Below are 22890 nucleotides of genomic sequence, written 5' to 3'. Positions count from 1 at the left end.
CGATTTACCAATTGAAGGCATACGGGTGACGATGTTTCACGGGTGACTAACATATACGGGTGAACTCGGGAACGCCTGGAGGACTCGGCTTGCGCAAAGCCCCATATAACAGCCCAGGCAATTAATGTCTATACACCGATTAAGGTGCTTAAAAAGGGGTCTGCCACACCCCTTACCTCATGCTTCCTTAAGCACTTCGCTGAATGCAGTGCTAACCGCGAAGCTTATCCAGCAAGTCATTTAACTGCTCGGCTTCCTCCACAGTAAGATGAACGATCTGCCGGTTAAACTCCTCCACTTCTACGTCTAACTGGCTGAGAATCTCCAAGCCCTTCTCTGTTATGGTTATGTCCACCTGCCTGCGGTCCGTGGCACATTCCTCTCGGTTTACCAGCTCCTTCTGCTTGAGCTTTTCTACTAATCGACTGGCATTAGACATCTTATTTAACATGCGGTCTTGGATGGAGCTCACCGTAATCGGCTTGCCCTTCTGCCCACGTAATATACGCAGCACATTATACTGCTCTGGAGATAGCCCGAAAGGCTTAAAGAGCGCGTTTTGGGACGCGATCACGAAGCTATTCGTGTACAAGAGGTTCACCACCGTCTTGTTATACGGATCCTTAAACGCCTTCTGCTTGATCGCCTCCTCTAATTTCATACTCATTTCTTTTACAAACGCCTTTAATGTATATACATTTAAAAGTAAAGAATTGTTCACAAAAAATGTATAATTTCTTAAAAATTTTTCAGACTCATGCACAAATCCCACGCATCCGACGGCACCACGGCTAAAAAAAGGCCTCAGCATGAGAGCTACATCGAAATACCCGCAAATAGATTAGATCCCGACCGTCTCCGCATACCACTCTTCCAGCAGGCGATTCACCTCCTCTGGTTTTTCGATGGTACAGCTGTGTCCAGCTCCTGGGATAATGTGCAGCTTGGCCCCAGAGATATTCATCTGAATAAATTTGGCCTTCTCTGGCTTAGTCGCCACATCCTCATCCCCCACCAGGACTAAAGTCGGACAGGTGATCTGCCCTAACTCCCCCGCGACTCCCTTCCGGTAAATAACAGCCTCCACCGATCGACTTATGCTACGCTTGTTCGCCTTAAGCTCCTTCGTCCAAAACGCCTTCGCTTCAGCATGAGCAGGATTCTCCAACCAACTCTGCGCAAACATAATCTTCATCACGGGCCCTGCCACCGCGGAGGTAACACCGAAAAGTTTAACAGCTCCATTCAGCATCTTGTACTGAGGCAGGTTTTCCACTGGCTCCGTATTTGCTGAGGTCTCCATAAGCACCAGAGAAGCTATCCACTCCGGATGGCGCGCTGCCAGACGCATGCCCACAAATCCCCCCATAGAGAGACCTAAAAAATGCACCGGTTTCCCGACCACTTTCACGATAAACTGAAGCGCATCAGCGGTGAGGGTTTCCATATCCATGCCCGCAGCAGGCAATTCACTTTGGCCCTGGCCCGGATGGTCATACGCGATTACCCGATAACGCTTCTTAAAATGCGCGAACTGCTCTCGAAACATTTTGTGGCTCCAGAGTAACCCATGCGCGAAAACTAGGGTTTCTTCTCCCTCCCCTTCTTCGACATAGAAAATATGGTGTCCATTGACTTCAACTTGTGGCATAGTGGTTCGGTTTAGGTACTTATAACATTCGGCTACGGCAGGCTGCCTGCATGAAAGACGATTTATTTTTGAATTGCTTTCCTTTTGGCCTCCGGCCAAAAGACAGAACGTCTCATGAGATCTACGGACATGACACTCCCTGAGCTACGAATGGTATAGTGTACGCCTGCACCTACAAATAAGTTTCTTTTCGCAGCACTTGTTTCACGCGAAAAGAGCTTCCTACACCTTACGACTACCCGCGCAAGATGGCGATGGGAGCCGTATCCTTCGCTGAGCGTCCATTCAGCCAGCCGAGGAGAACGGTCAGCCCCGTGATGGCAGCATAGACGAAAAGGGCCTCTGGCAAAGTCCAGCGGAAGGGGATCTGAAACACGTGTACACTGAGCAGATAGCTGGCGATTACCGAAATAAACACCCCACTGAGCGCCGCTAAGCTGCCGAGGAAAAAGTACTCCAGCGTCTGAATTTTCGCCACACGCGCACTCGAAGCGCCAAGGGTTCGGAGCAAAATACTCTCGTAAAGCCGCTGGTACTTACTCATAATCAGACTACTGATCAGCACCAAAATCCCTGTTGCGATGCTAAAAAGTGCCATAAAACGAATCACCAAGCTGATTTTTCCCAGGACCTCTTCGAGCGTTTCCAGAATCGAGCCGAGGTTCACCATGGAAATATTCGGATAGGCGCGGACACCTCTGCCTGCACCGCTGCAGCCTCGAATTCATCTTTGGTTTTCGTGATCAAGACATGAAACTTAGGGGCATTCGTCAGCACCCCTTCAGGAAAGAGCACCAAAAAGTTCGTGCTCACCTGGTTGAACTTGACCTCGCGTAAACTACCCACATAGGTGCGAAGCGGTCTCCCCTGTACATTAAAGTCCAGTCGGTCGCCGAGCTCCAAACCTGTTCGGCGCGCATAACTTTCATCTACAGAAACGAAAATACTGTCGCTACCACTTGCGTAAGGCCGCAGCTTGCCTGCTGTAAGCCGCTCGGAAGCGATGAGGGTGTCTCGATAGGTGACGCGAAACTCTCTGTTATAGAGGGAGCGCGAACGCCTTTCTTCCTCGGGCAGGGTATCGTTTTGCTTCCGGCTTATCCCGTTAATGGCTTCGAGGCCCATGGTAACGATCGGCACCTGCTGCAGGATGGGCAGGTCTTTCTGTTCTAATTTGGCCCGAACGGCCTCCACCTGATGTGTCTGAATATCGAAGAGCAGCATATTCGGTTGATCTCCTCTGTCAGCGAACTTCACCTCTTCCAGCAGTTGGCTTTGGACGAAAATCAGGGTGCTGATCATGGCTGTCCCCAAGCCCACAGTAGCGATTAGGGCCACTGTCTGGTTGTTCGGGCGGTATAAATTAGCAAGTGCCTGCCGTAGCGTGTAGGGAAGAGACAGCGGTAGAAAGCGGCGAATACTTTTCATCAGCAGCGTCGCCAGCCCCCAGAGGAGCAAAAAAGCCCCGCAGACAAATGCAGTAAAGCCGATCGCTACCAGAAAATTAGCTAAAAGAAAGTAGCTAAAGCCATAGACAAAAGCCAAAATCGCCAGCACCACGAGGTAACGCAGTGGGTCTTGGCCGAAGGCCTCCTGCATCTCGGGGCGCAGGGTCGCCATCGGGGAAACGCGTCGAATTTTCAGCAGGGGCAGCAGCGCAAAAAGCACGGAAACGACTATCCCTGTTAGCATGCCTAAACCAATCGCGGACCAAGAAATCCCAAAGCTCACTTCCACGGGCAGAAAATCCCCCAGCACGTAGGGCAGAGCCAGCTGCAGCGCCGTCCCCAGCGTGGAACCGAGTAGAGCCCCGACCGTCCCCATCAGCAGGATCTGAACCAGGTAAATGAGCGTGGCCACACGAGCGCTTACGCCCAGACAGCGCAGTACGGCCACGGAGGCTAGCTTTTCTTTGATAAAAACATTTACAGCACTTCCCACGCCCACGCAGCCCAGCAGCAGCGCAATAAACGCCACCAAACTAAGAAATCCGGCTAAGTTATCGAAGGCCCTTCCTGTGCGGTTTTGGCTCTCACTCACCGTAGTGGCTCGAATGCGCTCCGACTCCCAAGCCTGATCATTTTCCCGCACCAGGCGCCCACATCCACGCTTTCCTCGAACTGAAAATAGCGCTCATAATTTAGGCGGCTGCCGTACTGAATCAAGCCCGTTTCTTCGACGTAGGCCATCGGGATATAAACTGCAGGTGCCACCGTGGCCGTAATGCCCGTCTGTCCAGGCACCTTCTCCAGCAATCCCTCGATCCGGAAGCGCCGATTTCCCACCTGAATGCTGTCTCCGACCTGGGCGCCGAACTGGGCCATCAGCGTTTTCTCCACCAGAGCCCGTGCGCCGCCAGCGCGAAAGGTCTGTTCCGCAGCTTCAGGTACGGTCTCCAGTTTCCCGTAAAAAGGGAAGTTTCCCTCGAGGGCGCGCACCTGCGTGAGTCGGCTTTCCCCTGTCTGCGGGAAAGCCACCATGCTCGCGAAATTCACCTCTGCGGCCTCGGCTATGGGCTCGGGAGCGAATGTCAGCGAGTCGAGGGGGCGGTTATTCGAGAGGACGAGATCTGCGCCGAGGAGCTCTTTGCCCTGCCGGGCAATGTCCGCGCGCAGCAGCTTCCCAAAACTATAGATGGCCACGATGGCCGCTACGCCCAGCACCATCGCCGCCACGAATAGCACCAGCCGGGCGCTACTTTTACGGAAATCACGCCAGGCCATTTTTAAAATCCAGGATATCTTATGCATGAGACAGGGCATTTAGTTGGCCACCCTTTATGAGGTACACTTGGTCGGTACGTTTCGCGAGCTCACGGTCATGGGTAACCAGCACGAGGGCAGTTCCCTTTTCCGCATTTAGATTAAACAGGAGTTCCTCACTTTCTGCCCAGTTTCAGCGTCCAAATTACCTGTGGGTTCATCCGCAAAAAGCAGTTTGGGTTCATTCGCAAAGGCACGGGCGATAGATACCCGCTGCTGTTCTCCGCCGGAAAGCATGGCCGGATAATGCCCGAGGCGATCCTGAAGTCCCACCTGCGCGAGCAAGTCCTTTGCCCGGAGGGCGGCATCTTTACGCCCTTTCAGCTCTAGTGGCACCATGACATTTTCTAAGGCAGTCAGGGTGGGGAGAAGCTGGAAGTTTTGGAAAATGAAACCGACGTGCTCGTTTCGTAAGGCTGCGCGCTGGTCTTCAGAAAGCGGTTCCAGGGCCTGACCGAAGAGCTGCACGCTTCCTGCACTTCCCGTGTCCAGGCCAGCACAGAGCCCCAGCAAGGTGGTCTTGCCACTGCCGGAGGGACCCACGATAGCGACTTTATCGCCAGCCTGCACGGAAAAGGATACTTTATCGAGAATGCGGAGCTGCTTTTCTCCGGAGGAATAAAACTTAGAGAGCTCAGAAACGGTTAATATAGCCATAAAGAAAAATGTTACCTTTGGATAACACGCGGGGGCGTCTGAAATGTTCAGTGTCCCGATCAGAAAGCCATTGAATCTCTCCTTATGTTTCGCATGACACCTACACCTTCTCTTATTTATTGTCTTTTTTTCTGCTTTGTGGTCCTCTCTTTTCCCGCCTGTTCACCTTCCGCTGAGAAGGGGGATTCGGATGTTTTCGAGGAGGAAGGGCTTGCAGAACAGGAAGCTCAAGGTGCGGAGGGCGAAAATGCACCTTTGCTCCTGTTTTTCGGCAATAGCCTCACGGCAGGCTATGGGCTAGATGCGGAGGAGTCCTTCCCCGGGCTGGTAGAGGCGCGCCTAAAGGAGCTGGAAATCGCGTATCGCGTGGTTAATGCCGGCCTAAGTGGCGAGACCACCGCCTCGGGCCTTACACGCCTCGACTGGTTTCTGGAGGAGGAGCCCGCTATCTTTGTTTTGGAGCTGGGCGCCAATGACGGTTTACGTGGCATCGCCCTGACAGAGACGGAAAAAAATCTCCGCAGTATGATTCAGCTGGTGCAGGAGCGCTATCCAGATGCGGCCATCCTGCTGGCAGGGATGCAGATTCCTCCGAATATGGGCACAGAGTACGCAGAAGCGTTTCGTCAGCTCTTCCCGCGGATAGCAGCTGAAGAGGGGGTGACGCTGATTCCTTTTCTACTGGAAAGAGTGGCGGGGGATCCAGATTTGAATTTACCAGATGGCATACATCCTACAGCAGAGGGACACGCGATCGTCTTTGAGACGATTTGGCCCTTTTTAGCCCCTTTAGTGGGAGCCTAATGCACTGATGTTTAAAATTTTAATACAGAAGCCGCTTTCAATCGATAAAGCGGCTTTTTTATTTTTAGACAGGGTAGAATGAAACTCCCTCACGGATGAATCGATCAGGCACTTGGGGAAGAGAAGAATAACGTAAAATAAAGTTACGCTATTTTCATTTTTTAGCAAATAAAATTTGAATCTTTTGGTTTTTTATTGGAACTTGATTGCCAGTAAACCGTTCGTAAGAATAAAACCAAACCTACACTATCGTATGAAAAAAAGCACATTTTTGCCTTTAGGCATCCTATTTCTCTTGCTATTTAGTTTTCAAAACCCAAGTGCGGCCCAGCTGCTTACGGAAATCCCTCAGGTAGACGGATACACGCCAGACCATAAAATCGTGGTAGTGGATGATTACAAACAAGTAGAGGGCATGATCCGCGTGGGCGAGGCCTTTAGTAAGGCACGTGGGACCTTTTCCTATTCGCTGGCTTTCGGCATTTACCCCAGCATGAACAGTGTGCACGAACGCGCGCTGCGCAAGTTAAAAGCAGAAGCTTCCATGCGGGGCGCTTCTCATATTTATGTAAAAAGTGTGGCCCATAATGGTGGTTTCGGGCGTTTTGTTAGTTATGTCGCGACTTTTTATCGTGCGGAAGCTATTCCTGTGGCAAAGGCGAAAGAGTTGATCGCAGGAAATGAGTTTTTAGTGATGAATACGGCTACTTTTAATCGTAATCGCTACAAGCCGAAGGTCAAAGCACAGGATTTACTACGTGTTCAATCGGCTTTTCAAAATACGGAAGAAAAAGACGGCCGGCTTTTTACTATGGGGATGCTTGGAGAGCGCACGAATGAAAAGGCTGCCAAATCCTACCTACGCGGTGTGGACGCGCAGATAGAGGGAGGACCGGATGAGTACTTTTATGAAGTCATCGGGGTGAGTGACGACTTCATCTTGGTGGCGGAGACGGAAAGACGGGGTAGAAAATATAAAATGCACGTTTTAAATCGGGTGAAGTAAACGCGGCAGCAAGCAAATCGATGGTGCTCCGAAAAACTATTTTCATGAAGTCATCGGGATATCCGAGAATGAAATTTTGGGGGCTTCTTTGCGAAAAGACGGCAGAATTTATAAAACACATCTGCTGAAAAAAGACAAGTAAGTAAAAAGGCTTTGGCGCTAGCCTAATACTAGCACCAAAGCCTCTTTTTTTTCAATTTAACACGTAGCGAAACGCTAACGGCGAGCTCGCAGCATAGAAGTAGCCTACTTTTTGGCTTCTAACTCTTCGAGCAGTGTCTGCACCGCTGTACGCAGCTGAGCATCCTCACCCTTTAGAATTTCTTCAAAAGGAGTGGCCACCTTAATGTCTGGCTCTAGCTGCAGGTTCTCCAGTGGTCTGTCTTCCGCGACGCCGTAAAATGCGATCATCGGGATGCCGAAAACAAGTGTCGGATCGATCTGCGTTTCCCACCATACCGCGGTGCTCGTACCCGGAACTGGCATACCGATCAGTTTACCTATTCCTTTCGCTCGATAGGCATAAGGGAAGGCATGCGCATCGGAGTAATTACTTTCGCTCATCAGCACGACACTTGGCTTGGACCATTTATCCCGCGGCTCACCGCCTTTCGCCACGAAGCCGTAAGGGCGGAAGGTCGCATAAGGCTTCCCGTCTAGGAAATTAGATAAATCCTCATGCAGCCAGCCCCCACCATTAAAGCGGGTGTCTACAATAAGTGCCTCCTTGTCGATGTTTCTGCCGAGCACCTCGCTGTACACCGTGCGGTAGCTGCCATCATTCATGCCTCTGACATGTACATAGCCGAGCTTACCTCCGCTGAGTTCTGCTACGCGATCACGCATCATCTTCACCCAGCGCTCATAAAGCAAATTGTTTTCTGCACCTCCACTAATCGGAAGTACGACCTCTTCCCAAGATTCACGCGTTTCCGGGTTAAACATGCTCAGCAGGACACGCTTGCCCGCTTTTCTGTTGAGAAGTGCATTCCAGTCTTGCTCTTGATTTAACGCCACACCATCGATCTTTAAGATCCTATGGCCCGCCTTAATTTTCGTTTCGGCATTATCGAGGGGACCTCCAGCGATCACTTCTTCGATGATAAGGCCATCTTCCTTACTCATTTCATCGAAGAAAAGTCCAAGGGAAGCGGTAGCATCTCCATTCGTACTTCTCGGACTATAACGTCCACCTGTATGCGAACCATTCAGCTCTCCCAGGAGCTCGCTCAGAAGTTCTTGGAAGTCATAATTATTGTTGATGTGCGGCAAAAACTTCTCATAGGCATCGCGGTACATTTCCCAGTCGATACCATGCAGTTCAGGATCATAAAACTTTTTCTTCACCTGTCTCCAGGCATGGTGATAGATATACTCTCGCTCCGCAGGGAGGTTCAGCTCCATCTCGGCATCGATACCCACACGCGATACCTTCCCATTTGCCGTTTCTATTTTCGAGATATTCCCTCCAGAAAGTACAAAAAGGTTTTTACCCTCGTCGTCCAGTTTGAGGCTGCCGCCGCCGCCACCTAAACGAGCTAGAGCTTTAAGTTCGCGTGTCCGCGTGTCCAGCTCCCAAACATCATAGCCTTTTTCGTAGCGGGCCATCATATACACCTTATCCCCTTTCGGAGACACTTCGAAGGAAGACAAGTTGACCGAACCCGGCGTAAGGCGCATCATACGTTCTTCTAGCCGTGCCAGATCGAAGGTGAGGGGTTCATCCTTTTTTTCTTCTTTTTTCTCTTTATCGTCTTTGTCCTTCTTTTTCATCTCCTGTCGCAGTTCGTACTCCTCCTTGCTGAGGCGGAACTGATCGTAAGTGTCTTGGTCAAAGAACATGGCGTAAATATCCACTTCGCGCGCACCCTGGAAGGCGAGAGGCTTTTTGCCATCCTGATCGTTCGTGTAGAAAATAGCTTTTCCACCCATAGCCCAGGTCGCATTCCCATCTGAAAACCCGCTAAAGGTCAGCTGAGCAGGAGTCCCCGAACCATCCGCAGCATACTTGACCATGTGGCTGCTGCCAAAGTGGCCCAAAGCATTTTTAGCCACCACCCAGCGACTATCTGGGCTCCAGGCGTAGTCTTGATCTCCATCGGAGTAGCTGAAATTTTGACCCGCTTCGATCAGTGTCACGCTAGACTTTTTATCTAGGTCAAAGACTTTTAGGATATTTCGTTCTTCGAGGTAAGCGATTTTTTTACCGTCAGGCGAAACCACCGGCTGAAACTCATCCTTATCGGAGGCGATGACCGGCTCTTCTGTGATCAGTGTGGCGGCATGGAAAAACTGCTCGTCGTCACGCTGGATGCGGGCGCGGAAGATGTCCCACTTGCCATCGCGTTCGGTGGCATAATACAAGCTACGGCCATCCTTACCCCAGCTGAGGGTGCGCTCCTGCGCCGGTGTGCTGGTGATGCGCTTGGTGAAATTATGTGCTACAGAGGTCACGAAAACCTCTCCGCGGAACACGAAAGCGATTTCTTTGCCGTTAGGCGAAAGGGCCATGCCTGTGGCCCCATTCCGCACGGATACTGTCTGAATGTCACTTCCGGAGAAATCTCCCGTGATCTGCACCTGTAAGCGCTGCGGCTCAGCTCCAGGCTCCAAGGTGTAGAGGGCTCCATTCCAGCTGAAGGCCAACTTATCCCCACGACTACGGCTCAAGTGACGCACTGGGTGGTCTTCAAAGCGGGTGAGCTGCTTCTCCTCACCGCTGCTAAGCTTGCGGGAAAAGATATTTTGGCTGCCATTTTTCTCACTGAGGTAAAACACTGTGCTGCCATCAGCGGACAAGAGCGGCTCACGGTCCTCACCCTCGAAATCGCTAATCTGCGTGTACTGCTCCGCGTCGCGGTCATAGAGCCAGATATCGCGTGTTACGGAGGAAGTATGCCGCTTACGCCATTCGTCTTCATAGCCTTTACGGTCCTGAAAAACGATTTTTCTACCATCGGGGCTAAGCGAAACAGACTGCATCCCCGCTGTAGAGATGAGGTAATTCCGACCGCCTGTTTTCGATACCCTGTAGAGCTTCATAAAAAGCCCCTTATTCGGGAAGCGAGCGGAAGAGGCGAGGTCATTCCGGCCAGAGCCAAAGAACACATCACTACCATCCGGGCTAAAGGTCCAGGGAAAATCATTTGTAGAGTGGTGGGTCAAGCGCTTAGCAGGACCACCTGCTGCGGACATGATGAAGACATCGAAATTCCCGAATCGGTCGCTTGCAAAAGCGATTTCGCGACCATCTGGGCTCCATACAGGCATGAAATCATGCGCATCATGCAGCGTGAGGGGGGTAGCTAGCCCACCGGAAGCGCTTACCTTAAAGAGGTCTCCTTTATAGGAGAACACGATCTCCTCTCCATCAGGCGACAGGGCCGGATAGCGCAGCCAGAGCGCCTCTTGCTGCGCGAAAAGCGGCCAGCCGAGTAGGAGGATGCAAATACTTAGAACTATTTTTCTCATGAAATCTATTGGGTTTACACATGCGAGGCGCGATTTGAGCAGAAACCACGCACATTTTTCGCTGGGAATTTACTGAATAAAGCCCAAAGCACCTATCTAAATACTACCACTTGCCTGAAAAAGTACAGGAGCGTATTCATTTTAATTTTGAGTCACGCTTCGGCAAGCTATTCTGGAAAAAATTTAATCCTTAATTTTGGAGCCTTAAACCTCGCGAGATGAAACTAAGCTTTCCCCATCCCCTGCTGATTATGTTATTTTTTGTGGCTTTGGCCGCTTTTCTGACACATCTGATTCCAGCAGGTTCCTATGAGCGCGTGCTGGATGAGGGTACGGGACGTATGGTCGTGGTGGAGGGCTCCTACCGAACGGTGGATGCGACTCCTGTAGGCTTGGGTCAGCTTTTCCTGAGTATTCCTGAAGGAATCATAGCGGGGGCGGAGGTGGTTGTCCTGATTCTGATTATTGGGGGGGCTTTTTATCTAGTCGAACAGACGGGAGCCTTCCAAGCTGGACTGGAAAGTCTGATTCGTCGCTTTGACCAGGCCACATCCTATTTGCTTACACTGGTGGGCCTACTGTTCGGAGCAGCGGGGGTCTTGAACGGCCTTCAGGAAGAAATCATCGCGATGGTGCCCGTGCTGATGCTCCTCTGTCGCAAAATCGGCTACACGCGAACGGCGGGTGTAGCCATCAGCTTGGGATCCTCCCTGATCGGAGGGGCTTTTGGCCCTGCTAATCCCTTTTCTGTTTTGATCGCCCAAAATTTAGCAGAGCTTCCTTTATTTTCGGCTGCTGGATTTCGGCTCTTGTTATTAGCAGGAGCGCTGAGCTTCTGGATCGTCTATGTGATCCGCACAGGGAAGGATCCCAAGTTCGTAGCCGAGCCTAAGGAAGAGGTCGCCAGGGGATTAGCACGGCATCATGCGGTAATTCTGCTGCTTGTTGCGCTCACCTTCGGGATTTTAGTCTTTGGGCTAACGCGCTTAGACTGGGATTATAATGAAATGTCGGCCTTGTTTTTTGCGATGGGTCTTCTCTGTGGACTAATCGGAAAGCTCGGCTGGAATGGCACTGCCAAAGCCTACACGGCAGGTTTCGCCGAGCTGGTATTTGCCGGTGTGATCGTAGGCTTAGCACGCAGTATTTATTTGGTTTTAGAGAAGGGGATGATCATTGACAGCATCATTTTTGGGCTATTCACCCCGCTGGAGGAGCTCCCTGTGGCCCTTTCTGCGGTGGGCATGCTGCTGGCGCAAGCGCTCCTGCATATCCCCATCCCGAGCACTTCAGGTCAGGCAGTGCTGACGATGCCCCTCCTCACCCCTATCGCAGACCTAATCGGCTTATCGCGCCAGGTCATGGTGCTGTCTTATCAGTATGGGGCTGGCATCATGGATATGGTCACCCCCAGTAATGGCGGGCTAATGGCGATCCTAGCTGCATCAGGCTTGAGCTATAAAGAATGGATGGCCTATGCTTGGAAACCGATCCTAGTGATTTTCTTGATTGCCCTTACGGGGGTCTTGCTGGGCGTTTTTTTGGGCATCTAAAGAAGCTTCTTCCCAGCGAGGGTTGCAGTAATTCCTCTTGCTGCCTCCTGCTACTCCCCTTTAGCGTCTAAAATAGTAAAAGCCATGGCCTACCGCAGTAAGTCATGGCTTTTAACTATAAGCCTTACAGGTAGCTATACTGGTGTACTTGGCTACTCCATATTCAGGCCGCTTTCCCCATCCTTTGCGCTTCCGCGCAAAGGAAAAGGGTGGAAAAATTAAAATTTAAAGGCTTTTTTACCAGGGAAGTAAGCCGCCTCACCCAACTGCTCCTCGATGCGAAGGAGTTGGTTGTACTTCGCCATACGATCGGAGCGGGAAGCAGAACCCGTTTTAATCTGGCCGGTATTAAGCGCTACAGCTAGGTCTGCGATCGTGGAATCTTCAGTTTCGCCAGAGCGATGTGACATCACGCTCGTGTACTTATTTCTGTGGCAGAGGTCCACGGCATTAATTGTCTCTGTCAGGGAGCCGATCTGATTTACCTTCACGAGGAGGGAGTTGGCGATGCCCTTCTCGATACCTGTGGAAAGACGCTCCACATTTGTTACGAAAAGGTCGTCTCCTACGATTTGGATTTTCTTACCTACAGCGTCGGTAAGCTGCTTCCAGCCATCCCAATCGTCCTCATGCATGCCGTCTTCGATGGAGATAATCGGATATTTAGCTACCCATTCCGCCCAGTAGTTGGCCATTTCAGAAGAAGTCAAGCTATCTCCGGTAGACTTTTTAAATACGTAGAGCCCTTTTTCTTCGTCATAAAATTCAGAAGCAGCGGCATCCATGGCGATGAAGACATCTTCGCCTGGTCGGAAACCAGCTTTTTCGATTGCTTCTAGTACCACTTCGATTGCTTCCACATTCGAGCGAAGGTTAGGTGCGAAACCACCTTCATCGCCCACATTAGTGGAAAGACCTTTCGCTTTCAAGACACTTTTCAGGTGATGGAAAATCTGAGTACCCATGCGGAGAGATTCCGAAAAAGAGGCAGCACCTGTGGGCATTACCATGAACTCTTGGAAGTCGATCGCATTATCAGCGTGGGAACCTCCATTCAGGATATTCATCATAGGTACAGGCAGTGTATTGGCATTTACGCCACCGATGTAGCGGTAAAGTGGCTGACCTGCTTCCATGGCAGCTGCTTTGGCCACGGCCAGTGACACCCCAAGGATAGCATTAGCACCAAGGGAGGACTTATTTTTGGTTCCATCCATATCGAGCATGATGCGATCGATCATGTTTTGCTCGAAGATATCAAATCCCATGAGCTCGGGTGCGATTTTTTCATTTACATTCGCTACGGCTTTAAGGACACCTTTACCCATGTAGACGGATTTATCGTCGTCACGTAACTCTACTGCTTCGTGGACGCCGGTGGAAGCACCGCTAGGTACTGCTGCGCGACCGAAGGCGCCTGATTCCGTCACCACATCAACTTCTACGGTAGGATTACCTCTAGAGTCTAGGATTTGTCTGGCGTGAATGGATTGGATTAATGTCATGTTGGTATTGGTTTATAGGTTTAATTTTTCATTAAGGACACGAAATCATCGAAAAGATAGCGGGAATCGTGTGGACCAGGCCCTGCCTCTGGATGGTACTGCACAGAGAAGACAGGTCGGTCTTTCAGGCGAATGCCTGCGATGGTATTATCATTAAGATGAATATGGGTCACCTCTATTTGGCTATTCGCTTCTAGAGAGTTTTTATCTACTACAAACCCGTGGTTTTGGGAGGTAATTTCGCTCAACCCAGTCAATAGATTTTTAACGGGATGGTTTATTCCTCTATGTCCATGGTGCATTTTATAGGTTTTCAAATCACAAGCTTCGGCGATGATTTGGTGTCCCAGGCAAATACCGAAAACAGGCTTTCCGGAGGAAAGTAATGTTTTAGCTGTTTCCACAGCATAAGGCATGGCGGCGGGGTCTCCAGGACCATTCGACAGAAAATAGCCATCTGCTTCCCAGGCCATAAGCTCTTCGGCCTTAGTCGTGGCAGGAAATACCTTACAGTAAACACCACGAGAAGCAAGATTACGGAGAATGTTCAGTTTAATACCAAGATCGAGACAAGCGACTTTAAAAGGACTTTCTGGGTCGCCGAAGAAATAAGGCGCTTTCGTGGAGACCTGTGAAGAAAGCTCAAGCCCTTGCATATCGGGCACAAGATTGAGCTGCTTTTTTAGGCCTGCCAAATCGTCTTCGTACTCGGAAGAGATAATAGCATTCATAGCACCCTTATCGCGAATGTGACGAACAAGTTTCCGTGTGTCAATATCCGCAATACCTGTAATACCCGCCTTTTCTAAGTAGGCTTGAAGTGTATCATCCGCGTCGACCCTACTATGCGTGTGAGAGAAACTGTTCACCACAATTCCCGCTACAGTAGGTGCTGCAGATTCGACTTCGGAGTCGATAACACCGTAGTTGCCGATATGGGGTGTCGTGGTAACCACGATTTGACCTGTGTAGGAAGGATCCGTGTAAATTTCTTGGTACCCAGTCATACCGGTATTGAAGCAGATTTCACCACCATTAGTCCCAGGCTTACCGATTAACGTACCGCGGAATAGTGTTCCGTCGGCGAGAAGAAGAGTTGCAGGTTGCGCTTTCATGAATAATAGAATATAGGTCAAATTTAAGCAATAAATCTTAAGGAGAAAGTTAGGGCATAAAAAAAGGGATTAAACTAGCGTTTAACCCCCTTACGATATGTCGATGACAAAGCATGTTAGGCTTTGTTTTCTTCATTAGAACCAGCATCAGCATCGCCATCTGCTTTAGGCGCTTCGGTAGAAGCACTATCAGTGGCCTTGGCTGCACCTGAACCTCTACGGCTTCTTCTTGTAGTCTTCTTAGCTGGCTTAGTTTCTTTCAGCATAAGCTCGTTAAAATCTACAAGTTCGATGATACACATCTCTGCGTTATCACCTAAACGGAAACCAGTTTTGATGATTCGAGTATAACCACCCTGTCTGCTCCCTACTTTCTCAGCGATTTCACCGAAAAGTTCCTTGATAGCTTCTTTGCTTTGTAGGTAAGAGAAAGCCACGCGTCTGTTATGCGTCGTATCTTCTTTCGCTCTCGTTACGAGAGGCTCCACATATTTTCTTAACTCCTTAGCCTTAGCAAGCGTGGTGGAGATACGCTTGTGAAGAAGTAAGGAAGCAGCCATATTTGAAAGCATCGCTTTTCTATGCGCGGACTTCCTTCCAAGGTGGTTAAATTTTTTACCGTGTCTCATTTTATTTATTCTTCGTCAAGTTTATACTTACTTAGATCCATGCCGAAAGTAAGTCCTTTTTCTTGAATCAATTGTTCTAATTCGGCGAGGGATTTTTTACCAAAATTACGGAATTTCATCATGTCCGAAATTTCAAGTTTCGCAAGATCGCCCAGTGTTTTTACATCGGCTGCTTTCAGGCAGTTAAATGCACGAACGGAGAGATCCAGGTCGCTTAAGGAAGTCTTAAGCAGCTTTCTCATGTGTAGATACTCCTCATCGATTGGCTCTGGAGCATCTCCACCTGGGGCATCGATGACCATCGTTTGATCAGAGAACAGCATAAAATGCTGGATGAGAATTTTAGCCGATTCCTGTAATGCCTTTTCGGGGTGAATAGAACCATCCGTAGTTACCTCAAGAATAAGTTTCTCAAAATCGGTTTTTTGTTCTACTCGAGTATTTTCCACGCTGTACTTTACATTTTTGATAGGTGTAAAGATGGCGTCGATTGGGATAACACCGAAAATTTGCTCTTTAGGTTTTGACTCTTCTGCAGGAAGATATCCACGACCTTTTTCTACAGTAATTTCTACCTCCAAACTAGTTGATTCATCCAAGTGACAAATTACCAAATCAGGGTTTAACACTTCGAAGGAAGAGGTGTATTTTGCAATATCACCAGCAGTAAAAACAGATTGATTTTTAACTTCAATCGTAATTTTACTATCAATCGCCTCATGGACTTTCTTGAATCTAACCTGTTTCAGGTTAAGGATGATGTCCGTAACATCTTCCACGACACCTTCTATGGTAGAAAACTCATGCACCACACCCGGTAAGCGAACGGAAGTAATCGCGTACCCTTCGAGTGAGGACAAAAGAATTCTGCGAAGTGCATTTCCGATTGTTACGCCATACCCTTTTTCAAGCGGCTTAAAGGTGAAGAGGCCATGAAAATCGTCTGCCTTTTCCATTACCACCTTTTCGGGCATTTGAAATGCTAATATGGACATATCAATAGTTTTTTTTAAGTCTGAATGATAAAAATTACTTAGAGTAAAGCTCGACGATAAGCTGTTCCTTGATATTCTCAGGAATCTCATCACGAGTAGGCGTACTAACTACCTTACCTGCTAGGGAACTGTTATCCCACTCCAGCCAAGGAAACTTGCTTGCACCTCTACCTGCTAAGCTGTTTGTGATCGCCTCTAAAGACTTAGAACGCTCACGAACGGAGACGATATCACCAGGCTTAACCGTGTAAGATGGAATGTTAACTAACTCACCATTTACCAGAATATGTCTGTGTGATACTAGCTGACGTGCACCTCTACGTGTAGGGGCAATACCTAAACGATACACGATATTATCAAGACGAGCTTCAAGTAATTGAAGTAAGTTTTCACCAGTAATACCTTGCTTACGAGAAGCAATGTCAAACATCTTTGCAAACTGACGCTCTAACACACCATAGATGTATTTTGCTTTTTGCTTCTCCTGAAGCTGGATGGCATATTCAGACTGTTTTTTTCTACGTCCTCGACCATGCTGTCCAGGAGGATAGTTTTTCTTCTGAAGTGCCTTGCTATGTCCTTCGATAGCTTCACCGAATTTTCTGGCAATCTTTGCCTTTGGACCTCTATATCTAGCCATTCTATTATCCTAATTTTAAAATTAAACTCTTCTACGCTTTGGAGGACGACATCCATTATGTGGTAATGGCGTAACGTCTGTAATAGTCGTTACATCTAAACCTACATTTTGGAGTGTGCGGATAGCAGACTCACGTCCAGCACCTGGTCCTTTAACGAAAACCTCGATCTTACGCAGACCAAGATCATACGCCACCTGTCCACAGTTTTGGGCAGCCATTTGCGCAGCATAGGGAGTGTTTTTCTTAGACCCTCTGAAACCCATTTTACCGGCAGAGGCCCAAGAAATCACTTGACCTGAATTATTTGTGATAGAGATGATAATGTTGTTAAAAGAAGCTTTGATGTGGGCTTGGCCTACTGCTTCAACTTTAACGACTCTTTTTTTACCTCTCGCTTTATCGTTTCTTTTCTGAGCCATAATCTAAATCAAGCTTTATTTAGTTGCCTTCTTCTTGTTAGCAACAGTCTTTCTCTTACCTTTTCTCGTTCTTGCGTTGTTTTTAGTCTTTTGACCACGCACAGGAAGACCTTTTCTATGTCTTAATCCTCTGTAGCAACCGATATCCATTAAACGCTTGATGTTTAACTGGATCTCTGACTTAAGAGCACCTTCTGTTCTAAATTCTTCAGCGATAATGGTACGGATAGCAGTAGACTCTTCATCATCCCACTCACCAGCCTTCTTATCGTAAGATATACCTGCTTTGCTTAAAATAGCTTTGGCTGAACTTCTACCAATACCGAATATGTAGGTTAAGCCGATTTCTCCTCTTTTGTTGTCCGGAATGTCAACACCAGCGATTCTTGCCATAATTTTTTAACCTTGTCTTTGTTTAAACTTAGGATTCTTCTTGTTGATCACGTAAAGCTTACCCTTTCTTCTGATAACCTTACAGTCAGCACTTCTTTTCTTAATGGATGCCTTAACTTTCATGACAATCTATTTATACCGATAAACGATTCTACCCTTCGACAGGTCATAAGGCGACAACTCTAATTTCACTCTATCGCCTGGAAGGATTTTAATATAATTCATTCTCATTTTACCCGATATATGAGCAATCAACTGATGCCCATTCTCGAGTTCCACCTTAAACATAGCATTCGATAATGCTTCTATTATGGTACCATCCTGTTCGATGGAGGACTGCTTAGCCATATTTATTTATTAAAGTTTTCCTCTATGTATTTATGCGTTGTCAGAATTTCAGTACGATCTTCAAAGATAGCGACGGTATGCTCAAAATGGGCACTCGGCTTACGATCAGATGTACGAATGGTCCAACCATCCCGCTCTTGAACTATGTTTCTGGAACCCAAATTAACCATTGGCTCAATAGCGATAACTAAACCACTTTTCAGTACGGGACCAGAGCCTTTCTTACCATAATTAGGAACCTCAGGAGACTCATGTAAATTTTTACCTAAACCATGCCCTACGAGTTCTCTAACAACAGTATATCCAAGAGACTCTACATACTTTTGAATAGCATGGCCGATATCACCGATTCTATTCCCAAACACAGCCTGTTCTATACCTAAATAAAGAGACTCCTTGGTGTGTTTAAGTAAAGACAAAACAGATGGGGAAACTTCACCGACAGGGTAAGTATAAGCGCAATCGCTATGAAAACCTTGGTGAAAGACTCCACAATCTATTGAGATTATATCGCCATCTTTCAATGTATATTCACTCGGAAACCCATGAACAACCACCTCATTTACGCTAATACAAAGTGAGGCGGGGAATCCGCTGTACCCTTTAAACGAAGGTACAGCGCCATGGTCCCGAATAAACTCTTCTGCAATCTTATCAAGGAAACTGGTTTTGACACCAGCTTTAACAAATTTGGCTACTTCACCGTGAGCCCTACCCAAAATTTCCGCACTATCTTTGATTAACTGGACTTCATCAGAAGTCTTGTAGTGAATCATATAGCAGCCGCGTAATTTGTTGGATTATTTTTCATATTACCACTCTTCATCATACCCTCATATTTACGCATGAGAAGGTAAGATTCGATTTGCCTTAATGTATCCATGATAACCCCTACCATAATGAGAAGGGAGGTGCCCCCGTAAAATTGAGCAAACTCTGCACCCACACCTGCCACTATAGCGAAAGCAGGAAGGATAGCTACTACTGAGAGTAGAATAGATCCAGGTAGCGTGATGCGGGAGATGATGTTATCAATGAAGTCAGAGGTAGGGCACCCGGCTTAATACCAGGAACGAAACCTCCATTTCTTTTCAAGTCTTCCGCAATTTGCTCTGGATTAACCGTAATAGCAGTATAGAAGAAAGTGAAAAGAATGATCATTAATGCAAAAACAAGATTGTATTGCCAGCTGGTAAAATCAGAGAAAGTCGTACCGATATAGTTCGCTATATCATTATCTGCTGACCAAATCTGAGAAATTAGAGCGGGCAAAAACATGAGAGACTGTGCGAATATAATGGGCATAACCCCAGAAGCATTCACTTTAATGGGAATGTACTGACGCTGCCCTCCATAAACCTTACCACCTACGACTTGTTTCGCATATTGCACAGGAATTCTTCTGGTAGCTTCTGTTAGAGCTACAGTACCTAAAACGACTAGGAATAGAAGCCCTGCCTCGATCAAGAGTAAAAGGAAACCTGAAGTACCCTTAGAAAGACCTTCAGCAATAATAGCCCCCGGTAATGCAGATATAATACCAATCATGATCAGCATGGAAATACCATTTCCAATACCTTTTTCAGTGATTTTTTCACCAAGCCACATACAGAACATAGTACCTGCAGAAAGCAGAACCAATGAACTAACCATGAATAGTGAGGTCGAGATCATAACAGCACCAGTAGGAAGGATAGTGGCTGTAACATAACCTATACCCTGAGCCACTGTAATCGCTATGGTAAGTATTCGCGTAATCTGGGTAATTTTCTTACGACCAGATTCGCCCTCTTTTTGTAATTTTTGAAAGTATGGTACACCAACAGTTAATAACTGCAACACGATGGATGCAGATATATAAGGCATAATGCCAAGGCCAAAGATAGAGGCATTACTGAAGGCACCTCCTAAGAAAGTATCGATTAGACCGAAAATACCTTCAGGAGAGTCATTTAGTTTAGACGGATCTACCCCAGGCAAAACGATAAAAGAACCTAATCTAAACACGATCAGGAAACCAATCGTGTTTAAGATTCGGATTCTAAGATCTTCGATGGAAAAGATGTTCTTAACTGTTGAGACGAACTTTTTCATTTACTTAAATCTTGTTTGTTTTTCCACCAGCCTTTTCGATGGCCTCTACGGCCGAAGCTGAAAACTGATGTGCGCTTACGTTAATTTTCGCGGTAAGTTCGCCTCTTCCTAAGACTTTTACAAGATCTTTTTTAGAAACTAGGCCATGAGAGACTAAAGTTTCGAAAGTTATTTCTTCAATCTTGTGTTCAGTCGCAAGGGACTCGAGTGTTTCTAAGTTAATAGGCTTATACTCTACACGGAAAGGATTTTTAAAACCGAACTTAGGTACTCTACGCTGTAAGGGCATCTGACCACCTTCGAAACCTAGTTTTTGCTTATAGCCAGAACGAGATTTCGCACCTTTATGACCTCTAGTAGAAGTTCCACCACGGCCTGAACCTTGACCACGGCCTATTCTCTTACGAGACTTAATGGAGCCTTCAGCTGGTTTAAGTGTATGTAATTTCATAATTAAGCTTCTTCTACTTTAACTAGATGACTAATCTTTTTAATCATACCTTCGATCTGAGGAGAAGTTTCCTTCACAACAGACTTGTTCATCTTACCTAAACCAAGAGCAATAATAGTCGCTTTTTGATCTTTAGGTCTTTTGATTGTACTTCTTACCTGGGTTATTTTAACTTTAGCCATTTCTCTTAACCGTTAAAAACTTTAGATAATTTAACCCCTCTTTGCTGAGAAACGGAAATAGCGTCTCTTAATTGTATTAAAGCGTCGATTGTTGCCTTCACCACGTTATGTGGGTTAGAAGAACCCTTAGACTTCGCTAATACATCAGTAACTCCCGCACTCTCGAGAACAGCACGCATGGCACCACCGGCGATTACACCGGTACCAGCAGCGGCAGGCTTAATGAGTACGAAGCCACCACCGAATTTACCTAATTGCTCGTGGGGGATAGTTCCTTTAAGAACTGGAACACGCACCAGGTTTTTCTTGGCATCTTCTATTCCCTTGGTAATCGCATCGGTTACTTCATTCGCTTTTCCTAATCCATAACCTACTACACCTTTACCATCCCCTACCACTACGATGGCCGAGAAGGAGAAGCGACGCCCACCTTTTACTACTTTCGCTACGCGGTTAATAGCAACGACGCGCTCTTTAAGTTCTGTATCTGTAGCCCTGATTGGCTTTTTTCTATTCTGTGACATGATAATTGATTAAAATTTAAGGCCACCTTCTCTCGCACCATCAGCCAAGCTTTTACATTGCCATGGTAAAGGTAACCACTTCTGTCAAAAACAACTTCAGTGACACCTTTTGCTATAGCTCTTTCAGCTAGCTTTTTACCAACTTCTCCAGAAGTAGCGATGTTAACATTTTTGATGTTACCTAACTCTTTTGAAGATGCAGATGCCAAGGTATGACCTTTCAGATCATCAACTAATTGCGCGTATATTCCGGTATTGCTTTTAAATACAGAAAGGCGCGGTCTAGAATCCGTACCGGAGATCTTTCTCCTAATACTTTTTTTGATTCTTTGTCTTCTTTCGTTCTTATTGAATGCCATCCTACTTATTTTTTACCTGCAGTTTTACCAGCTTTACGACGTACAACCTCACCTACAAAACGTACACCTTTACCCTTGTAAGGCTCTACTTTACGTAGGGATCTGATTTTAGCAGCCACCTGGCCCACTAATTCTTTATCAATTCCTTCTAACGTAATGATAGGATTTTTTCCTTTTGCAGTCTCTGCTTTTACAGCGATTACATCAGGTAAGGCTAGGAAGATGTTGTGAGAATAACCTAATGATAACTCAAGGACCTGACCTTGTACGGAGGCTTTGTAACCTACACCCACGAGTTCTAATTCCTTTTTGTAACCTTCAGCTACACCGATAACCATGTTGTTAATAAGTGCACGGTACAGACCATGAAAAGACTTATGTCTTTTTTGCTCAGTAGGACGGGAAAGGACCACTTGATTCCCTTCCACTACTACGGTGATATCAGGATTTACCTCCTGAGTCAGCGTACCCTTAGGACCTTTAACAGTGACAGTATTATGTGCTGACACGTCTACAGTAACACCCGCAGGTATATTTATTGGTTTTTTACCTATTCTAGACATAAAATGGTATAAATTAGTATACGTAACACAGTACCTCTCCACCGATTCCTTCAGTGCGAGCTTCTTTATCGCTCATCACACCTTTAGAAGTGGAAAGGATAGCAATACCAAGACCATTGATTACACGAGGTAATGCTTCATGCTTGGCATATTGTCTTAAACCTGGCTTACTTACTCTAGAAAGACTTACAATCGCATTCTGTTTTGTAACAGGGTTGTATTTTAATGCGATTTTTATAGTTCCTTGAGGACCATCTTCTACGAATTTGTAGTTTTGGATGTACCCTTTGTCAAAAAGAACTTTAGTAATCTCTTTCTTGATATTAGAAGCAGGGATTTCTACGATTCTATGAGAGGCCTTGATGGCGTTTCTCAATCTGGTTAGATAATCAGCTATTGGATCAGTCATATATATAGAAGTCTAACTGCACACCCGTATTTTACGGGCGTGCAAAGTTACACAATGAATTTAAGAATAAAAACTTTTGTCCTTTTAATTACCAGCTAGACTTCGTAACACCAGGTATCTTTCCTGCGGATGCCATTTCTCTGAATGTCACACGGTTGATACCAAACTTTCTCATGTAGCCCTTAGGACGTCCCGTAAGTTTACATCTGTTGTGTAGTCTTACTGGTGAGGCGTTTTTAGGAAGTTTATCGAGCGCTTCATAATCACCGGCGGCTTTTAATTCAGCTCTTTTCTTCGCAAACTTCGCTACTAGGCGCTCTCTTTTTCTTTCTCTCGCTTTTATCGACTCTCTTGCCATT

25 protein-coding genes and 3 pseudogenes are annotated in these 22890 nt (G+C 47.0%); 3 read left to right on the top strand and 25 right to left on the bottom strand.

Going from position 1 to position 22890, the window contains the following annotated elements; all coding sequences use genetic code 11:
* Positions 1 to 211 precede the first annotated feature (211 nt).
* The 6 genes and pseudogenes from A3SI_RS00955 to A3SI_RS00940 form a co-directional block, all read right to left on the bottom strand.
* Complete coding sequence (locus A3SI_RS00955) at positions 212 to 661, bottom strand: MarR family winged helix-turn-helix transcriptional regulator (protein ID WP_040669754.1); 450 nt, start codon at positions 659 to 661, stop codon at positions 212 to 214.
* A 180-nt stretch (positions 662 to 841) separates the two neighbouring features.
* The gene (locus tag A3SI_RS00950) at positions 842 to 1651 is read right to left on the bottom strand and encodes an alpha/beta fold hydrolase (protein WP_009053210.1); all 810 of its coding nucleotides are present in this window, start codon (positions 1649 to 1651) and stop codon (positions 842 to 844) included.
* Positions 1652 to 1886: 235 nt separating this feature from the next.
* Positions 1887 to 2321: an FtsX-like permease family protein gene (locus A3SI_RS21935; protein WP_316929025.1), complete on the bottom strand. Its 435-nt coding sequence runs from the start codon at positions 2319 to 2321 to the stop codon at positions 1887 to 1889.
* Positions 2315 to 3742, bottom strand: coding sequence for an ABC transporter permease (locus A3SI_RS21930; protein WP_316929024.1), 1428 nt, complete (start codon positions 3740 to 3742; stop codon positions 2315 to 2317). The genes A3SI_RS21935 and A3SI_RS21930 overlap by 7 nt, the downstream gene beginning before the upstream one ends.
* Positions 3688 to 4401: an ABC transporter permease gene (locus tag A3SI_RS21925; protein ID WP_316929023.1), complete on the bottom strand. Its 714-nt coding sequence runs from the start codon at positions 4399 to 4401 to the stop codon at positions 3688 to 3690. The genes A3SI_RS21930 and A3SI_RS21925 overlap by 55 nt, the downstream gene beginning before the upstream one ends.
* Positions 4394 to 5070, bottom strand: a pseudogene (locus A3SI_RS00940) (ABC transporter ATP-binding protein). Before A3SI_RS00940 ends, A3SI_RS21925 begins: the two are co-directional and overlap by 8 nt.
* 84 nt (positions 5071 to 5154) lie before the next feature.
* Between A3SI_RS00940 and A3SI_RS00935 the strand changes: the two are divergent.
* Both A3SI_RS00935 and A3SI_RS00925 read left to right on the top strand, forming a co-directional pair.
* Positions 5155 to 5874 (top strand): arylesterase, encoded by a 720-nt coding sequence (locus A3SI_RS00935; RefSeq protein WP_009053207.1) that lies wholly within the window; start codon positions 5155 to 5157, stop codon positions 5872 to 5874.
* A 253-nt stretch (positions 5875 to 6127) separates the two neighbouring features.
* On the top strand, positions 6128 to 6880 hold the full coding sequence (locus A3SI_RS00925; protein WP_009053206.1) for a hypothetical protein: 753 nt from the start codon (positions 6128 to 6130) through the stop codon (positions 6878 to 6880).
* Between the two features lie 246 nt (positions 6881 to 7126).
* On the opposite strand, the gene A3SI_RS00920 is transcribed toward A3SI_RS00925, so the two are convergent.
* The gene (locus tag A3SI_RS00920) at positions 7127 to 10351 is read right to left on the bottom strand and encodes a S41 family peptidase (RefSeq protein ID WP_009053205.1); all 3225 of its coding nucleotides are present in this window, start codon (positions 10349 to 10351) and stop codon (positions 7127 to 7129) included.
* A gap of 218 nt (positions 10352 to 10569) precedes the next feature.
* On the opposite strand from A3SI_RS00920, the gene A3SI_RS00915 reads away from it, so the two are divergent.
* On the top strand, positions 10570 to 11904 hold the full coding sequence (locus tag A3SI_RS00915; protein ID WP_009053204.1) for a YfcC family protein: 1335 nt from the start codon (positions 10570 to 10572) through the stop codon (positions 11902 to 11904).
* A 218-nt stretch (positions 11905 to 12122) separates the two neighbouring features.
* On the opposite strand, the gene eno is transcribed toward A3SI_RS00915, so the two are convergent.
* The 18 genes and pseudogenes from eno to rpsN all read right to left on the bottom strand — a co-directional run bounded on the left by eno (position 12123) and on the right by rpsN (position 22889).
* Positions 12123 to 13409 carry a phosphopyruvate hydratase gene (gene eno / locus A3SI_RS00910; RefSeq protein ID WP_009053203.1) on the bottom strand — a complete coding sequence of 429 codons (1287 nt, stop codon included), beginning with the start codon at positions 13407 to 13409 and terminating at the stop codon, positions 12123 to 12125.
* A 20-nt stretch (positions 13410 to 13429) separates the two neighbouring features.
* Positions 13430 to 14524: a glutamine-hydrolyzing carbamoyl-phosphate synthase small subunit gene (gene carA / locus A3SI_RS00905; RefSeq protein ID WP_040669718.1), complete on the bottom strand. Its 1095-nt coding sequence runs from the start codon at positions 14522 to 14524 to the stop codon at positions 13430 to 13432.
* 116 nt (positions 14525 to 14640) lie between these two features.
* Positions 14641 to 15153, bottom strand: coding sequence for a 50S ribosomal protein L17 (rplQ, locus tag A3SI_RS00900; RefSeq protein WP_040669717.1), 513 nt, complete (start codon positions 15151 to 15153; stop codon positions 14641 to 14643).
* A 5-nt stretch (positions 15154 to 15158) separates the two neighbouring features.
* Positions 15159 to 16148 carry a DNA-directed RNA polymerase subunit alpha gene (locus tag A3SI_RS00895; RefSeq protein ID WP_009053200.1) on the bottom strand — a complete coding sequence of 330 codons (990 nt, stop codon included), beginning with the start codon at positions 16146 to 16148 and terminating at the stop codon, positions 15159 to 15161.
* Between the two features lie 34 nt (positions 16149 to 16182).
* Positions 16183 to 16788 (bottom strand): 30S ribosomal protein S4, encoded by a 606-nt coding sequence (gene rpsD, locus A3SI_RS00890; RefSeq protein ID WP_009053199.1) that lies wholly within the window; start codon positions 16786 to 16788, stop codon positions 16183 to 16185.
* 21 nt (positions 16789 to 16809) lie between these two features.
* Positions 16810 to 17208, bottom strand: coding sequence for a 30S ribosomal protein S11 (rpsK, locus tag A3SI_RS00885; protein ID WP_009053198.1), 399 nt, complete (start codon positions 17206 to 17208; stop codon positions 16810 to 16812).
* 15 nt (positions 17209 to 17223) lie between these two features.
* On the bottom strand, positions 17224 to 17601 hold the full coding sequence (gene rpsM, locus A3SI_RS00880; protein WP_009053197.1) for a 30S ribosomal protein S13: 378 nt from the start codon (positions 17599 to 17601) through the stop codon (positions 17224 to 17226).
* Between the two features lie 6 nt (positions 17602 to 17607).
* Positions 17608 to 17724, bottom strand: coding sequence for a type B 50S ribosomal protein L36 (ykgO, locus tag A3SI_RS00875; protein WP_009053196.1), 117 nt, complete (start codon positions 17722 to 17724; stop codon positions 17608 to 17610).
* Positions 17725 to 17730: 6 nt separating this feature from the next.
* Positions 17731 to 17949 (bottom strand): translation initiation factor IF-1, encoded by a 219-nt coding sequence (gene infA / locus A3SI_RS00870; RefSeq protein WP_009053195.1) that lies wholly within the window; start codon positions 17947 to 17949, stop codon positions 17731 to 17733.
* A 2-nt stretch (positions 17950 to 17951) separates the two neighbouring features.
* The gene (map, locus tag A3SI_RS00865; protein WP_009053194.1) at positions 17952 to 18725 is read right to left on the bottom strand and encodes a type I methionyl aminopeptidase; all 774 of its coding nucleotides are present in this window, start codon (positions 18723 to 18725) and stop codon (positions 17952 to 17954) included.
* Positions 18722 to 20043, bottom strand: a pseudogene (secY, locus tag A3SI_RS00860) (preprotein translocase subunit SecY). Before secY ends, map begins: the two are co-directional and overlap by 4 nt.
* Positions 20044 to 20047: 4 nt before the next feature.
* Positions 20048 to 20494, bottom strand: coding sequence for a 50S ribosomal protein L15 (rplO, locus tag A3SI_RS00855; protein ID WP_009053193.1), 447 nt, complete (start codon positions 20492 to 20494; stop codon positions 20048 to 20050).
* 2 nt (positions 20495 to 20496) lie between these two features.
* Positions 20497 to 20676 carry a 50S ribosomal protein L30 gene (gene rpmD / locus A3SI_RS00850; RefSeq protein WP_009053192.1) on the bottom strand — a complete coding sequence of 60 codons (180 nt, stop codon included), beginning with the start codon at positions 20674 to 20676 and terminating at the stop codon, positions 20497 to 20499.
* Between the two features lie 5 nt (positions 20677 to 20681).
* Complete coding sequence (gene rpsE / locus A3SI_RS00845) at positions 20682 to 21200, bottom strand: 30S ribosomal protein S5 (RefSeq protein WP_009053191.1); 519 nt, start codon at positions 21198 to 21200, stop codon at positions 20682 to 20684.
* Between the two features lie 9 nt (positions 21201 to 21209).
* Positions 21210 to 21559 (bottom strand): annotated as a pseudogene (rplR, locus tag A3SI_RS00840) (50S ribosomal protein L18).
* Between the two features lie 5 nt (positions 21560 to 21564).
* Positions 21565 to 22122 carry a 50S ribosomal protein L6 gene (rplF, locus tag A3SI_RS00835; RefSeq protein WP_009053189.1) on the bottom strand — a complete coding sequence of 186 codons (558 nt, stop codon included), beginning with the start codon at positions 22120 to 22122 and terminating at the stop codon, positions 21565 to 21567.
* 13 nt (positions 22123 to 22135) lie between these two features.
* Complete coding sequence (gene rpsH / locus A3SI_RS00830; protein ID WP_009053188.1) at positions 22136 to 22531, bottom strand: 30S ribosomal protein S8; 396 nt, start codon at positions 22529 to 22531, stop codon at positions 22136 to 22138.
* 88 nt (positions 22532 to 22619) lie between these two features.
* Positions 22620 to 22889 carry a 30S ribosomal protein S14 gene (gene rpsN, locus A3SI_RS00825; protein ID WP_009053187.1) on the bottom strand — a complete coding sequence of 90 codons (270 nt, stop codon included), beginning with the start codon at positions 22887 to 22889 and terminating at the stop codon, positions 22620 to 22622.
* Position 22890: the final 1 nt, after the last annotated feature.

It is taken from the genome of Nitritalea halalkaliphila LW7 (assembly GCF_000265075.1).
GTDB classification, from domain to species: domain Bacteria; phylum Bacteroidota; class Bacteroidia; order Cytophagales; family Cyclobacteriaceae; genus Nitritalea; species Nitritalea halalkaliphila.
This window is presented reverse-complemented; position numbering and strand designations above follow the sequence as displayed.